At 69.8% G+C, this 14811-nt stretch carries 8 protein-coding genes; 2 read left to right on the forward strand and 6 right to left on the reverse strand.

Annotated features, from left to right (window positions below):
• Nucleotides 1–58: 58 nt before the first annotated feature.
• From AB0J71_RS43315 to AB0J71_RS43340, 6 genes are all read right to left on the reverse strand, one after another.
• A complete protein-coding gene (locus tag AB0J71_RS43315) occupies nt 59–1066 on the reverse strand; it encodes a sugar phosphate isomerase/epimerase family protein (RefSeq protein WP_352327224.1) in 1008 nt (335 codons plus the stop codon).
• Complete coding sequence (locus AB0J71_RS43320; protein WP_364419983.1) at nt 1063–2235, reverse strand: Gfo/Idh/MocA family oxidoreductase; 1173 nt, start codon at nt 2233–2235, stop codon at nt 1063–1065. The genes AB0J71_RS43315 and AB0J71_RS43320 overlap by 4 nt, the downstream gene beginning before the upstream one ends.
• Entirely contained in the window at nt 2232–3299 is a 1068-nt protein-coding gene (locus AB0J71_RS43325; RefSeq protein WP_352327222.1) for a substrate-binding domain-containing protein, read from the reverse strand. Before AB0J71_RS43325 ends, AB0J71_RS43320 begins: the two co-directional genes overlap by 4 nt.
• A 52-nt stretch (nt 3300–3351) precedes the next feature.
• Nucleotides 3352–4362 carry an ABC transporter permease gene (locus AB0J71_RS43330; RefSeq protein WP_358297102.1) on the reverse strand — a complete coding sequence of 337 codons (1011 nt, stop codon included), beginning with the start codon at nt 4360–4362 and terminating at the stop codon, nt 3352–3354.
• Nucleotides 4355–5890, reverse strand: a complete 1536-nt coding sequence (locus AB0J71_RS43335; RefSeq protein ID WP_352327220.1) for a sugar ABC transporter ATP-binding protein — start codon at nt 5888–5890, stop codon at nt 4355–4357. Before AB0J71_RS43335 ends, AB0J71_RS43330 begins: the two co-directional genes overlap by 8 nt.
• A gap of 314 nt (nt 5891–6204) precedes the next feature.
• Nucleotides 6205–7419, reverse strand: coding sequence for an ROK family transcriptional regulator (locus AB0J71_RS43340; protein WP_352327219.1), 1215 nt, complete (start codon nt 7417–7419; stop codon nt 6205–6207).
• Between the two features lie 333 nt (nt 7420–7752).
• On the opposite strand from AB0J71_RS43340, the gene AB0J71_RS43345 reads away from it, so the two are divergent.
• Both AB0J71_RS43345 and AB0J71_RS43350 read left to right on the forward strand, forming a co-directional pair.
• Entirely contained in the window at nt 7753–9033 is a 1281-nt protein-coding gene (locus tag AB0J71_RS43345) for an ROK family transcriptional regulator (protein ID WP_364419985.1), read from the forward strand.
• 124 nt (nt 9034–9157) lie between these two features.
• The coding region (locus AB0J71_RS43350) for a ThuA domain-containing protein (protein ID WP_364419987.1) at nt 9158–14811 on the forward strand (5654 nt) is incomplete at its 3' end.

Here is a 14811-nt window from a genome sequence, read left to right on the forward strand (position 1 = left end):
CTGTTCTTCTCGCGATCGGTCAGCCGGGACGGCGGTGCCGCCGTCCCGGCGAGGCGCGCTACTCGGCCGAGAAAGCGGCGTCGAAGGCGGCCGTGGGCGGGGTGATGGCGTTGAGGTCGCGGATCAGCGCCAGCGCGTCGGGCGCGCCGACCAGGCGGTCCATGCCCGCGTCCTCCCACTCGACGGAGATCGGGCCGTCGTAGCCGATCGCGTTCAGGGCCCGGAAGCAGTCCTCCCAGGGCACGTCGCCCCGGCCGGTGGAGACGAAGTCCCAGCCGCGGCGCAGGTCGGCCCAGGGCAGGTGCGACGACAGCCGGCCGCGGCGGCCGTTGCCGGTGCGCACCTTGGCGTCCTTGCAGTCGACGTGGTAGATCCGGTCGGCGAAGTCGAGGATGAAGCCCGCCGGGTCCAGCTCCTGCCACACCATGTGGGAGGGGTCCCAGTTCAGCCCGAACGCGGGCCGGTGCCCGATGGCCTCCAGCGTGCGGACGGTGGTGTGGTAGTCGTAGGCGATCTCGCTCGGATGCACCTCGTGGGCGAAGCGCACGCCCACCTCGTCGTAGACGTCGAGGATCGGGTTCCACCGGTCGGCGAAGTCCTGGTACCCGGCCTCGATCATCGACGGCGGCACCGGCGGGAACATGGCCACGGTGTGCCAGATCGACGAGCCGGTGAACCCGACCACGGTCTTGACGCCCAGCTTGGCCGCCGCGCGGGCGGTGTCCTTCATCTCCTCGGCGGCGCGCCGCCGTACGCCTTCTGGCTCGCCGTCGCCCCAGATGCGGGCGGGCAGGATGCCCTTGTGCCGTTCGTCGATCGGGTTGTCGCAGACGGCCTGGCCGACGAGGTGGTTGGAGATCGTCCACACCCGCAGGTTGTGCTTGGCCAGGGTCTCCTTCCTGCGCTCGACGTAGGAGTCGTCGGCGAGGGCCTTGTCGACCTCGAAGTGGTCGCCCCAGCAGGCGATCTCCAGGCCGTCGTAGCCCCATTCCGAGGCCAGGCGGCAGACTTCCTCGAACGGCAGGTCCGCCCACTGCCCGGTGAACAGCGTGATGGGCCGGGTCATGAAACCTCCACAGGGGTGAAGCGGCTGTCGTCAGCCGCGCTCTGCTCGACGGCCGCCAGCACCCGCTGCACCTGCAGCCCGTCGTCGAAGGACGGCTCGGGGTCGGTGCCGGCGGCGATCGCCTCGATGAAGTCCTTCAGCTCGTGGGTGAAGGCGTGCTCGTAGCCCAGGCCGTGTCCGGGCGGCCACCAGGCGCCCGCGTACGGGTGGCCGGGCTCGGTGACCAGCACCCGCCGGAACCCGGCTTCGGCGTCGTCGAGGGTGTGGTCGTGGAACCACAGCTCGTTCATCGACTCGAAGTCGAAGGCCAGGCTGCCCAGGGATCCGTTGATCTCGATGCGCAGCGCGTTCTTGCGGCCGGTCGCGAAGCGGGTGGCCTCGAAGGAGGCCAGGCCGCCGCCGGTGAGCCGCCCGTTGAACAGTGCGGCGTCGTCGACGGTGACCGGCCCCTTGCCCGTGCCGCTGCCGGCCCACCGGCCGGACGACGCGGCGGCCAGCGGGCGTTCCTTGACGAACGTCTCGGTCATGGCGGAGACGCCGGTCAGCCGCTCGCCGGTGACGTACTGGGCGGTGTCGATGATGTGGGCGCCGATGTCGCCGAGCGCGCCCGATCCGGCCTTGTCCTTCTGCAGCCGCCACACCAGCGGGAAGTCGGGGTCGACGATCCAGTCCTGCAGGTACTGGGCTCGTACGTGCCGGATCTGTCCAAGCTTGCCCTCGGCCACGAACCGTCTGGCGAGCGCGACGGCCGGGACGCGGCGGTAGTTGAAGGCCACCATCGCCCGTACGCCCCGTCCGGCGGCGGCGCGGGCGGCGGCGGCCATCTCCTCGGCCTCGGCGACGCTGTTGGCCAGCGGCTTCTCGCAGATGACGTGCTTGCCCGCGGCCAGCGCCGCGATGGCGATCTCGGCGTGGCTGTCGCCGGGCGTGCAGATGTCGACGATCTGCACGTCGTCACGGTCGAGCACGCGCTTCCAGTCGGTCTCCGCGTGCGCCCAGCCCAGCTTCGCCGCAGCCTGCTCGGTCGCCTCGGGGTTCCTGCCGGCCAGCGCGACCATGGCGGGCCGGAGCGGCAGGTCGAAGAAGGCGTCCACGTTGCGCCAGGCCTGGGAGTGGGTGCGGCCCATGAAGGCGTACCCGACCATGCCGACGCCGGCCACCGGCCTCATGATTCGAACCCCGACGGGAGGTACTTGGCGACGTTGTCCTTGCTCACGGTCTGCGAGGCGAGCGTGATCGACTGCGGCACCTCGTTCTCCATCAGGTCGCTCATGCCCTTGCCCTGAGCGATCAGGCGGGCGAGCTTGATCGCGGAGGCGGCCATCGTCGCGGGGTAGGTGACGGTGGCCTTCAGCACGCCGGAATCGGCCTGGATGTCGCGCATCGCGTTGGCCGAGCCGGCGCCGCCGACCATGATGAACTCGTCGCGGCCGGCCTCCTTGATCGCAGCCAGCACGCCGATGCCCTGGTCGTCGTCGTGGTTCCAGATCGCGTCGATCTTCTTGTGCGCCTGGAGCAGGTTGCCGGCGACCTGCGTGCCCGACTCGACGGTGAACTTGGCGTCCTGCTTGGCGGTCACCTTGAACCCGTACATCTGCAGGGCGTCGGCGAAGCCCTTGCTGCGCTCCTGGGTCAGCGGCAGCGTGGCGATGCCCTGGATCTCCAGGATTACCGGGTTCGACACCCCCTTGTCCTTGAGCGTCTTGCCGATGAAGTGCCCGGCGGCCACGCCCATGCCGTAGTTGTCGCCGCCGATCCAGGTCCGGTACGACAGCTTGTCGGGGAAGACCCGGTCCACGTTGATCACCGGGATGCCCGCGTCCATCGCCTGCCGGGCGACCTGGTTGAGCTGCTGGCCGTCGTTGGGCAGGATCACCAGCGCGTTGACCTTGGCCTGGATCAGCGACTCCACCGCCGAGATCTGCTGGTTGATGTCGTTGGTCGGCTCGACCGCCTTCAGCGTGACGTCGGAGTACTGCTTGGCCGCCTCCTGCGCGTTCTTGCTGATGGCCGCGATCCAGCCGTGGTCGGCGGCCGGGGCCGAGAAGCCGATGACGACCTGCTCGCCCGGCTTGTCGTTGTCCGTCCCGGCCGACGCCGCCGCCTGCGGGGCGGCGGAGGAGGAGGCCGACACGGCAGCGGGCTCGTTACTGGTGCAGGCCGCGAGGAGGGCGCCCGCGCCGAGGACGGCGCCGCTCGCGAACAGCCCTCGACGGCCGACGTTCTTGCTCATGTATTTCTCCGATGGGTGGGGCCCGGGTCAGGGACGGAAGGGTTTCGGTGGGTCATAGAGGTGATTTGAGACTTCGCCGCTGCAGGAGCACGGCGGCGACGATGATCGCGCCCTTGGCGACGAGCTGGTCGGCGGTGTTCAGGCCGTTCAGGATGAACAGGTTGGTGATCACCGTGAAGATCAGCAGACCGAGGATCGACCCGATGATCGTGCCCTTGCCGCCGCTCAGCAGCGTCCCGCCGATGATCACCGCGGCGATCGCGTCCAGCTCGTACAGGTCGCCGTGGGTGGAGGAGCCGGTGGTGGTCCGCGCCATGATCAGCACGGCGGCGATCCCGCAGCACAGGCCCGACAGCGCGTACAACATCAGCGTGTGCTTGCGTACGTCGATGCCGGCCAGGCGGGCCGCCTCGGGGTTGCCGCCCACCGCATACGTGCGCCGGCCGAACGTCGTGCGGTTGAGCACCAGCCAGCCGACCAGCACCACCAGCGCGAACATGTACACCAGCAGCGGCAGCCCGAGCACCCGCGTGGTCGACAGGTCGACGATCAGCGAGTTGTCCGGCTGGACCAGCTGGGTGCGCTGGTTGGACATGCGCTGGGCCAAGCCGCGCGCGGCCACCATCATGGCCAGCGTCGCGATGAACGGCACCATCCGCCCGTAGGCGATGAGGAATCCGTTCAGCAATCCGGCGCCGGTGCCGACCAGAACCGCGCACACGATCATCACGACCGGCCCGTACGCCTGCGTCGCCAGCGTTGTCGCCCACACCGACGCCAATGCCATCAACGCCCCGACCGACAGGTCGATGCCACCACCGATGATCACGAACGTCGAGCCGACCGTGATCACGCCGATGGTCGAGGCCAGCGCCAGGATGCTCACCAGGTTGGAGGGGGTGGCGAAGTTCTCCGGTCTGGTCACCACGCCCACGATCGCCAGCAGCACCAGCGCCGCGACCAGACCCAGATGGCGGATCTCGCCGAGCCGGCCGAGGCGGCCGCGCGCCCCCACGGCTTTCAGGCGCGGGCCGGCCGGCGCGCTCTGATCAACGTCAGTCATGGAACGCTCCTTCTAGGGGATTCGCTTCGTCGGCCCCGGACGCCGACCCTGTGGAGACCATCACCAGGTCGAGCACGCGGTGCTCGTCCAGGTCCTCGGCCGGCGCCTCATGGACGATCCGGCCCTCGCGGACGACCAGCACCCGGTCGGCCAGGCCCAGCACCTCGGGCACCTCGCTGGAGACCAGCAGCACGCCGATGCCGTCGTCGGCCAGCTTGCGGACCAGCGCGTACAGCTCGGCGCGGGCGCCGACGTCCACACCGCGCGTGGGCTCGTCCAGCAGCAGCAGCTTGCGGTCCTCGGCCAGCCAGCGGCCCAGCACCGCCTTCTGCTGGTTGCCCCCCGACAACGTCCTGATCGCCCGGAGCGGATCGGGCGGGCGGATGTCCAGCGCCTGCGACAGCCTCGTGGCCTCGGCGAGCTCGCTGCGGCGGTCGAGCCAGCCCAGCCACCGCGGCTTGGTGTAGCGGCTCATGCTCGCCAGCGTGATGTTCTGCGCGACCGAGTGGTCCAGCAGCAGCGCCTGCGCCTTGCGCTCCTCGGGGGCCAGGCCCATGCCCATCCGCACCGCCCGGGTGGTGCTGCCCGGCCGCACCGTGCGCCCGTCGAGGACGACCCGGCCGCTGCCCTTGCGCGCGCCGTAGATCGTCTCGATGATCTCGCTACGGCCTGAGCCGACCAGCCCGGCCAGCCCGACGATCTCCCCCGCCCGTACGGTGAACGAGACGTTCTCGAAGCGGCCGGGCAGCGTCAGGTTCTCCACGCGCAAGATCTCCTCGCCGGGCGGGGCCGAGGAGCGGGGCGGGAAGACGTACTCGACGTTGCGGCCGGTCATCAGGGAGACGATCTGCGAGGTGGGCGTCTCCTTGGCCGGCAGCCCGACGGCGACCGTACGGCCGTCCTTCAGCACGGTGACCCGGTCGCCGATCTCGCGGATCTCCTCCAGCCGGTGGGAGATGTAGATCACCGCCACGCCCTGGGAGGTGAGGTCGCGGATCACCCGGAAGAGATTGTCCACCTCGTCGTGGGCCAGGGCGGCCGACGGCTCGTCCATGATGATGAGCCGGGTCGAGTGCGACAGCGCCCTCGCCATGCTGACGATCTGCTTGTGCGCCGGGGACAACCGGCCCACCTCGGTACGCGGGCGGATCTCCCCGTGCCCCAGCCGCCTGAGCAGCTCGGCCGTGGCCCGGTCGGCCTCCGACCTGCGGGAGAAGCCGAAGCTCGCCGGCTCATGGCCGAGGAAGACGTTCTCGGTGACGCTCAGCCCGTCCACCAGGTCGAGCTCCTGGTACATCGTGGAGATGCCGAGACGGATCGCGGCGGTGGGGCCGGACAGGCGGGCTTCCTCGCCGGCGAAGGTGATGGTGCCCTCGTCGGGCTGGTGCGCCCCGGCCAGGATCTTGATGAGCGTGGACTTCCCTGCGCCGTTCTGGCCGAGCAGGCAGTGCACTTCCCCGGCGCGTACGTCGAGGTCGACCCCGTTCAGGGCGCGGACACCGGGGAACTGTTTGACGATTCCCCGCATGTGGAGCAGAGACGCCGAGTCGGATGTTGACCGCGGCACAGGTGCCTCCCTGGATTCATGGTGCGGTCGGGTCCCGCCCGCCTGACGGCGCCGGTTGGCACCGCCGACGGCATCGAGGTCGGCGTGAACGATGCCGATACGGCACCGGACTGCCGGTCAGGCGGGGCGGGACGTTCTGGGGGGGAGAGGTGGCGGGTTCCCGTCCGCCTGACGGCATGCGCCATGGCCGCGGCACCTATGTGGGCGGGGCGTGCCGAGGCGGGCGGAGCGATCGGGCGGACGGGAGGTCTAGTGGGGGGATCGGAGGTGTTCGGTCATGCCGATGGCTGGGGATGTCGGATCTCGATGTTCGCGGGGTCGGACAGTGCTCGTTCGACGACGACGCCGGCCGCTCCTCGCGAGGCGGCGCCGAAGCCGAGGTCGGAGGCGACGAACCGGCAGCGGCCGGCGGCGCCGCTCATCCCGAGGCGGGCCAGCTCTCGCTCGGCCGCGGGGATGAGCAGGTCGGCGAGCCTGGCGAAGTAGCCGCCCAGCACGATCGTCCGTGGGTTGAAGAGGTTGACCAACATGGCCGCCCCGATGCCGAGCCACGTGCCCACCTCGGCGACGGCCGCGTCGACCCTCGGGTCTCCTTCGGCGCGCCGCTGCTCGATCTCGGCCAGCCGCTCCTCCGGGTCGCGGACGATCTGGGAGCGCATGCCGTACGCGCGGTCGGGGGTGGCCATGCGCACGAGCGCGGCCAGCCCGACCTTGGTCTCCCAGCAGCCGGTGAGGCCGCAGCGGCACGCCTCGCCGGACGGGTCGACCACGACGTGCCCGACCTCCCCGGCGAATCCGTCCGCTCCACCCAGCAACCGGCCTCCGGAGATGACGCCGCCGCCGACGCCGACCTCGCCGGTCAGGTAGACCAGGTCGGAGGTGCCCGCCGCGACGCCGAAGGTGTACTCGGCCAGGGCCGCGAGGTTGGCGTCGTTGTCGACCCCGATGGGGATGTCACCCGGAATGTCGGCGTGGGACAGTCGCTCCGCCACCTTCACGCCGCGCCAGCCGAGGTTCGGGGCGACGACGACGGTGCCGTCGGTTGTGTCGACCAGGCCGGGGACGGCCACGGTGATCCCGGCCGGCGTGACTCCGAGCGGTTCGAGGTCGGCCAGGGTCTTCTCGATCACGCGGGCCAGCTCGTCCAGCGAGCGTTCCGGGCCGGATCCCATCGCGTCGAAGCTGATCCGCCGGTCGATGAGGACCCTGCCTGCCAGGTCGGTGGCGATCGCCGCGATGTAGTCGACGTTGACTTCCACGCCCAGGGCGCCGACCCGCGAGCCGTCCAGGACGAGCGCGACACTCGGTCGGCCGACGGAACCCGCGTGCTGCGGGCCTGTCTCCTTGACCAGCCCGCGTGCCTGCAGCTCGCTCACCAAGCTGGTGACGGTGGTCTTGTTCAACCCGGTCTCGACAGCGACGGCGGACCGGGAGCACGGGCCGTGCCCGCTGATGTGACGCAGCACCAGAGCGAGGTTGGAACGTCGCACGGTGGTCTGGTCCGCGGGAACTCCCGCGGGCAGGCCCCGACTCGTCGAGTCGGTCGCTGGGGCGTCAGCCCTGCCGTGGTGCACGCGTCTCCTTAGGACTCAATTAGTACGTATGGCTGGCCGAATTAAAAGGGGCAACGGATGAAGAGCACAAGAGGGAAAGCGGTTGCACCGCGCATAACAGTCCGGTAACGACATGGCGAAGACCTGCTGAACTGCGCGAAGACGACCGATGCCAACTCGTTACGCGGTGCAGGGGTGCGTGGCCGGACACCTCCGTGTTACAACCCTCATTAATTGATCGCCGATACAAACAAAGGCCGGGTGACACGAGTGACCAACGGGCACCTCACCCGCACCTCCAACGTGGGCGCTTCCTCGGCCGGCTCCGCCACGCTGCGCAGGGCGAACCTCTCCTCGGTGCTGCGTGAGCTGCGCGACCACACCTCCCTGTCCCGTGCCGACATCGCCGAGGCGACCGGGCTGCACCGCGCCACCGTCTCCAACCTCATGGCCGAGCTCCTCGAACGGCGGCTCGTACGGGAGGTCGGCGTCGAGCACGTGGGCGCGATCGGGCGCCCCCGACGGGCGGTGGCGCTGCACGGCGCACACGTCGGCGCCCTGGGCATGGAGATCAACGTCGACTACATCGCCGTCCACGGCACCGACCTCAGCGGCCGGGTCCTGGTCGAGCGCCGGGTCGTCTTCGACGCGATGGGCAGCACGCCGGATCGTGCGGTGCGCCGCCTCGGGCTCGTGGCCAAGGAGGCCGTGGAGGCGATGTGCCGGGCCGGAGCGACGCCCGCCGGCATAGCGGTGGCCGTCCCCGGGCTCGTCGACGTGGCACGCGGCGTCGTGACGTTCGCGCCGAACCTCTACTGGCATGATTTGCCGCTGGCCGAGCGGCTGACCTCCGTGCTCGGCCCGCTGAGCGTACCGGTGCTGGTGGACAACGACGCCAACCTCGCCGCGCTGGGCGAGTACATCTCGGGTGTCGCCGCAGGCACGTCCGACCTGGTCTATCTCACCGGCGAGGTCGGGGTCGGCGGCGGCATCATCTCCGGGGGCCGGCTCCTGCGCGGCGCGGACGGGTTCTCCGGCGAGGTCGGTCATCTGCGGCTCGACCCCAACGGCGACCAGTGCGGCTGCGGCCGCATCGGCTGCTGGGAGACCAAGGTCGGCCTGGCCGCGCTCGTCCGCGCGGCGATGCCGGAGCACGCCTACGGGCTGCCCGGCATGCCGATGCCCGACCCCGGCGAACGAGTGGCCGACATCGCGCGCGGCCTGGCCTCGGGCGATGTACGGATGACGAAGGCGGTGGCGCAGGTCGGCGAATGGCTCGGGCTCGGTGGCTCGATCCTGGCCAACCTGTTCAACCCGCGGGTGATCGTCATCGGCGGCTACTTCGCCTCCCTGGCCGAGTGGCTGCTGCCGCACGCGCAACATCAGCTGCAACGGCTCGTGGTGGCCGCTCCCGCCGCCCAGTGCCGATTCGTCGCCTCCACGCTCGGCTTCGGCGCCGCCTCCCGGGGCGCCGCGAGCATGGTGGTCACCCAGATCATCGACGACCCGACCACGATCATGGACTCGCCACCGCGGCCGGCAGTCCACTGACAGCACCCCACAGACCTGGAGACGGCACCCTCCAGCACCCCGCAACACCCGCTCGAAAACCAAGTGGCAACAAGCGCGGCGGCGCGCGCCTTGCCTGACGTCCCCCCGGTCAGGAAGGGTTTCCATGTCACCACGTCATCGAACGTGGGCCAGGCTGCTCCACGCGGCCCCGCCACAGGACCGACGTCGTCCGCGACGTCGCATCGCGGCGGCGACGGCTCTTGCTCTCGTCGCTCCCTTCATCACCTTCTCAGCCGCACCGGCGAGCGCCACGGTCACCGCGTCGTCGGCCGCCACGGAAGCCGCCGCGGCGCCTGACTTCAAGGTGCTGGTCTTCTCGAAGACGACCGGCTTCCGGCACGACGCGATCCCCGAGGGCATCGCCGCGGTGCAGAAGCTCGGCCAGGACAACAACTTCGCGGTCGACACGACCGAGGACGGCGCCCAGTTCACCGATGAGAACCTGGCGCAGTACCAGGCCGTGGTCTTCATGTCCACGACCGGCGACCCGCTGGGCACGCAGGAGCAGAAGGACGCCTTCCAGCGCTACATCCAGAAGGGCGGCGGGTTCGTGGGCGTCCACGCCGCCGCCGACAGCGGGTACAACTGGGCCTGGTACGGCAAGCTCGTCGGGGCGTACTTCAAGCAGCACCCGGCGATCCAGCAGGCCACGGTCAAGGTCGAGGACCCGGCCCACCCGTCGACCAAGGACCTGCCGACCACCTGGACCCGTACCGACGAGTGGTACGACTACCAGGCCAACCCGCGCAACACGGTCCATGTGCTGACCTCGCTGGAGGAGAAGTCCTACACCGGCGGCACGATGGGCGCCGACCACCCGAACACGTGGTGCCAGGACTTCGACGGCGGCCGTTCGTGGTACACGGGGCTCGGCCACCTCAAGGAGAACTACACCGAGCCGAACTTCCTGAAGCTGCTTCTCGGCGGCATCCAGACCGCCGCCGGCGCGATCAAGGCCGACTGCTCGGCCTCGCAGAGCTCCAGCTTCGAGAAGGTCACGCTCGACGACAGCACCTCCAACCCGATGATGGTGGACGTCGCCAAGGACGGCCGGGCCTTCTACATCGACCGGCTCGGCGAAGTGAAGATCATCAAGCCCACGGGCGGCACGGTCACCGCCGGGAAGCTGAACGTCTTCACCGCCAACGAGAGCGGCCTGCTCGGCCTGGCGCTCGACCCCGGCTTCGACACCAACCACTGGGCATACCTCTACTACTCCCCCAGCGGCGAGAACGTCGACCGGCTGAGCAGGTTCACCGTCAACGGTGACAGCCTGGACCTGACGAGCGAGAAGAAGCTCCTCGACGTCCCGGTGCAGCGGGCCGAGTGCTGCCACCACGGCGGCGGCATGGTGATGGACCCCAAGACCGGCAACCTGTGGCTGGCCACCGGCGACAACACCAACCCGTTCGCCTCCGACGGCTACGCGCCGCTCGACGAGCAGTCCGGCCGCACCAACTGGGACTCCCAGCGCACCTCGGCCAACACCAACAGCCTGAGCGGCAAGCTGCTGCGCATCCACCCCGAGGCTGACGGCACCTACACCGTTCCGTCCGGCAACCTGTTCCAGCCGGGTACCGCGAAGACCAAGCCGGAGATCTACGGCATGGGCTTCCGCAACCCGTTCCGCATGGGGCTCGACCCGAAGACGGGCGGCATCATGCTCGGCGAGTACGGCCCCGACGCCAACACGGCGAGCGCCACGCGGGGCCCGGAGAACACGGTCGAGTGGAACCTGGTCTCCAAGCCGGGCAACTACGGCTGGCCGTACTGCGTCGGCAACAACACCCCGTACGTCGACTACGACTTCGCCACCAAGAAGTCGGGGTCGCCGTTCAACTGCGCCGCGCCGGTCAACGACTCGCCCAACAACGACGGCCTGACCAACCTCCCCCCGGTCATCCCGGCGACGATCTGGTACCACTACGGGGCCGACCCGCAGAACTTCCCGGAGCTGAGCGGCGGCGCGCCGATGGGCGGCCCGGTCTACCGCTTCGACCCGAACCTGCAGTCGGACGTGAAGTGGCCGGCCTACTGGGACGGCAAGGCCGTCTTCGGCGAGTGGAACAACGACAACGTGTGGTCGTTCCAGCTCGATGAGAACGGCACCAAGCTCGTCGAGATGAACCGCATCCTCGGCTCGCTGAAGTTCAAGAAGCCGATGGACATGAAGTTCGGCCCCGACGGCGCGCTGTACATGATCGAGTGGGGTTCCGGCTTCGGCGGTGACAACGCCGACTCCGGCATTTACCGCATCGAGTACATCAAGGGCAACCGCCCGCCGATCGCCCGCGTCACGGCGGACAAGACCGACGGGCCGCTGCCGCTGACCGTGAAGTTCTCCAGCGAGGGCAGCCGCGACCCGGACGACAAGGCGATCACCTACGCCTGGGACCTCGACGGCGACGGCGACACCGACTCCACCGACCCCAACCCCACCTTCACCTACGACAAGGCAGGCGAGTACGGCGTCGTCCTGACCGTCACGAACTCCGACGGCAAGACCGGCACGGCGAGCGTGACGATCACCGCGGGCAACACCCGTCCCGTCGTGACCGTCGACGTGCCGCCGAACGGCTCCTTCTTCGAGTTCGGCGACCAGGTGAAGTTCAAGGTCACCGTCACCGACGCCGAGGACGGCGCGATCGACTGCGACAAGGTCCAGATCCAGGCGATCCTCGGCCACGACAGCCATGGCCACCCACTCGACCAGCTCAAGGGCTGTGAAGGCACCCTGCAGACCTCGCAGAGTGGCCACGGCGAGACCGACAACCTCTTCTACGTGATCGAGGCCAGCTACGCCGACAAGGGCGCCGGCGACGCCAAGCCGCTGACCGGCCGCGGCCAGGTCATCCTGGAGCCCAAGCGCAAGCAGGCCGAGCACTTCGCGCAGACCGGCCGGGTGGCCGACGGCAAGGGCACCGACGCCGCCGGCGTCCAGACGGAGACCACGACCGACCCGCAGGGCGGCAACCTCAACATCGGGTTCGTCCAGGACGGTGACTGGTGGTCGTTCGACCCGGTGAACCTGTCGAACGTCACCGGGATCCGGTTCCGGATCGCCTCGGGCGGCGCGGGCGGGACCGTACAGGTGCGGGCGGGCAACCCCGGGACCGGGACCCTGGTGGGCTCGGCCGAGGTGACGCCCACCGGCGGCTGGCAGACGTTCACCGACGTCACGCTCGACCTGACCAGTCCGCCGTCCGAGAGCGGGCCGCTCTACTTCGTCGTGCGCAAGCCGGCGAGCGCGGCCAACGACGCCTACCTGGCCAACTTCAACTGGGTCGACTTCGTCGGCAAGGGCGCGACCGACAACCAGCGTCCGACCGTGACCGCGACGGCGACCCCGACGACGGGCACCGCCCCGCTGAAGGTCGACTTCAAGGCGACGGCCACCGACCCCGAAGGCGGCTCGATCACCTACAAGTGGAACTTCGGCGCGGACGGCTCGCCTCAGCCTGCCACGGCTGAGGCGAGCTACACCTACAGCGCACCGGGCTCCTACACGGCCGTGGTGACCGCGACCGACGACAAGGGCGCCTCCGCCACCGCCCAGATCCCCATCAAGGTGGACTCGGCGACCACCGTCTGCCTCACCGGCCGTTCGGACGGCTTCACCGGCGACCAGCTCGACCGTCAACGGTGGTCGGTCATCCGCGAGAACCAGGACCTCAAGGTCGCCGGCGGCAACCTCGTGATCCCGACGTCGAGCACCGACATCTACGGCACCGGCGGCGACGCGACGAACATCGTCGTGCAACCGGCGCCCCAGGGAGCGTGGACGGCCACCGCCAAGGTCACGCTGAAGGCCCTCGACGCCTACGAGCAGGCCGGCCTGGTCCTGTACGGCGACGACGACAACTACGCGAAGATCGTGCTGGAGGGCCGGGGCACCAGCGACCGCGCCGGTCGCATCTTCCAGTACATCCGGGAGGAGAACGGCGCCCCGAACGAGGTGAACGCGAGCAACACGGCCAACCTCGGCGACGCCTTCCCCGACACCGTGTACGTGCGCCTCGTCACCGACGGCACCAACCTGAACGCCTCCTACTCGGCGGACGGCGTCACCTTCACCGCGATGCCGGAGACGAAGAAGCTCGCCGGCATCACCAACCCGAGGATCGGCCTGCTCGCCCTGTCCGGGACCGGCGGCCACCCGGTGGTGGACGCGTCCTTCGACTGGTTCCAGATCACGCCGGACGACACGGCCACCGGCGCGGCGCCGGACGACGAGTTCGACGGCGGCGCGCTCGACTCCTGCCGCTGGAACGCGGTCGTCCGTCCCGACGCCACCGGGATGCGGGTGACCGGCGGCAAGCTGGAGATCGACACCTCGAAGGGAGACATCTACGGGTCCGACAACAGCGGCCCGAAGAACTTCGTCCTGCAGAACGCGCCCGAGGGCGACTGGACGCTGGAGACCAAGCTCGACGGATCGGCGTTCAACCAGGCCTACCACCAGGGCGGCCTGGTGGTCTACGGCGGTGACGACGACTACGTCAAGGTCGACTACGTGGCCGACGGCGCGACGGCGACGAGGATCGAGCTGCGCAGCGAGGTCGGCGGAGCCGTTCAGGACCCGCAGCCGCAGGTCGACCAGCACGGCTCCGGCGTGTGGTGGCTGCGGCTGAAGAAGGAGGGCGACACCTTCCACGGGTACTACTCCGCGAACGGCACGGACTGGACCGAGATCGGCGCCACGGTGAAGAACGGCGCCGTGGCGAGCCGGGCGAAGGTGGGCGTGTTCGCCTTCGGCGGCAACAGCCAGACCGCGTCGGCGACGGCGAAGTTCGACCACTTCCATCTGGTCAAGAGTGGCGGGGGCGCCGACGACAAGACGGCGCCCACGACGACCGCGGCCACCGACCCGGCCGCGCCGCAGAGCGGCTGGTACACCGGTCCTGTCTCGGTCACGCTGTCGGCCGCCGACGAGGCGGACGGCAGCGGGGTCGCCAAGACCGAGTACCAGCTCGACGGCGGCGACTGGGCCGCCTACACCGCTCCTGTCGTCGTCTCCGGTGACGGGTCGCACGCTCTGGCCTACCGCTCGGCGGACAAGGCGGGCAACGTCGAGGACGCCAAGACCCTCACGGTCAAGGCGGACGCGACCGCGCCGATGACCAAGGCGGAGTTCGCCTCGCCGAACGACAGCGGGTGGCACGACGCCGCCGTGCCGGTGATGCTCACCGCCACCGACGCCACGGCCGGGGTGGAGAAGACCGAGTATGCGGTGGACGGCGGCGACTGGACGCCGTACACCGAGCCGGTCACCGTCTCGGGTGAGGGCAGGCACGAGCTCAAGTACCGCTCGACCGACAAGGCCGGGAACGCCGAGGACGTCAAGGCCGCCGCGTTCCAGATCGACACCAAGGCGCCCGCCGTGGTGATCTCGGGCGTGGCGGACGGCGAGAAGTACGGCGACAGCCAGGACCTGCAGATCGCCTGGCAGGTCGTCGACACCGCCTCCGGCGTGAAGTCGGTGAGCGGCACGCTCGACGGCAAGCCGTTCGAGTCCGGGACGCTCCAGCCGCTGTACGGGCTGGCCCTGGGCACGCACACGGTCACGGTCACCGCGGTCAGCAACGCGGGCAGCCAGACCGAGCAATCCGTGACGTTCTCCGTCGAGACCTCGACGCGGGACATCGCCGCCCTGATCGACCGTTTCGAGAAGGACGGCAAGCTGACGGACAGGGAGGCGCACCGGTTGCAGACGAACCTCGCCACCGTGCGCGACGCCGAGGACAAGGGCAAGAAGGA

It is taken from the genome of Nonomuraea sp. NPDC049637 (assembly GCF_040675235.1).
Taxonomy (GTDB): domain Bacteria; phylum Actinomycetota; class Actinomycetes; order Streptosporangiales; family Streptosporangiaceae; genus Nonomuraea.

Excerpts from the sequence above, each read along its gene's own strand:
- AB0J71_RS43330 (WP_358297102.1), bottom strand. The coding sequence starts at position 4,362 with ATGACTGACGTTGATCAGAGCGCGCCGGCCGGCCCGCGCCTGAAAGCC.
- AB0J71_RS43315 (WP_352327224.1), bottom strand. The coding sequence starts at position 1,066 with ATGACCCGGCCCATCACGCTGTTCACCGGGCAGTGGGCGGACCTGCCG.
- AB0J71_RS43325 (WP_352327222.1), bottom strand. The coding sequence starts at position 3,299 with ATGAGCAAGAACGTCGGCCGTCGAGGGCTGTTCGCGAGCGGCGCCGTC.
- AB0J71_RS43320 (WP_364419983.1), bottom strand. The coding sequence starts at position 2,235 with ATGAGGCCGGTGGCCGGCGTCGGCATGGTCGGGTACGCCTTCATGGGC.
- AB0J71_RS43335 (WP_352327220.1), bottom strand. The coding sequence starts at position 5,890 with ATGCGGGGAATCGTCAAACAGTTCCCCGGTGTCCGCGCCCTGAACGGG.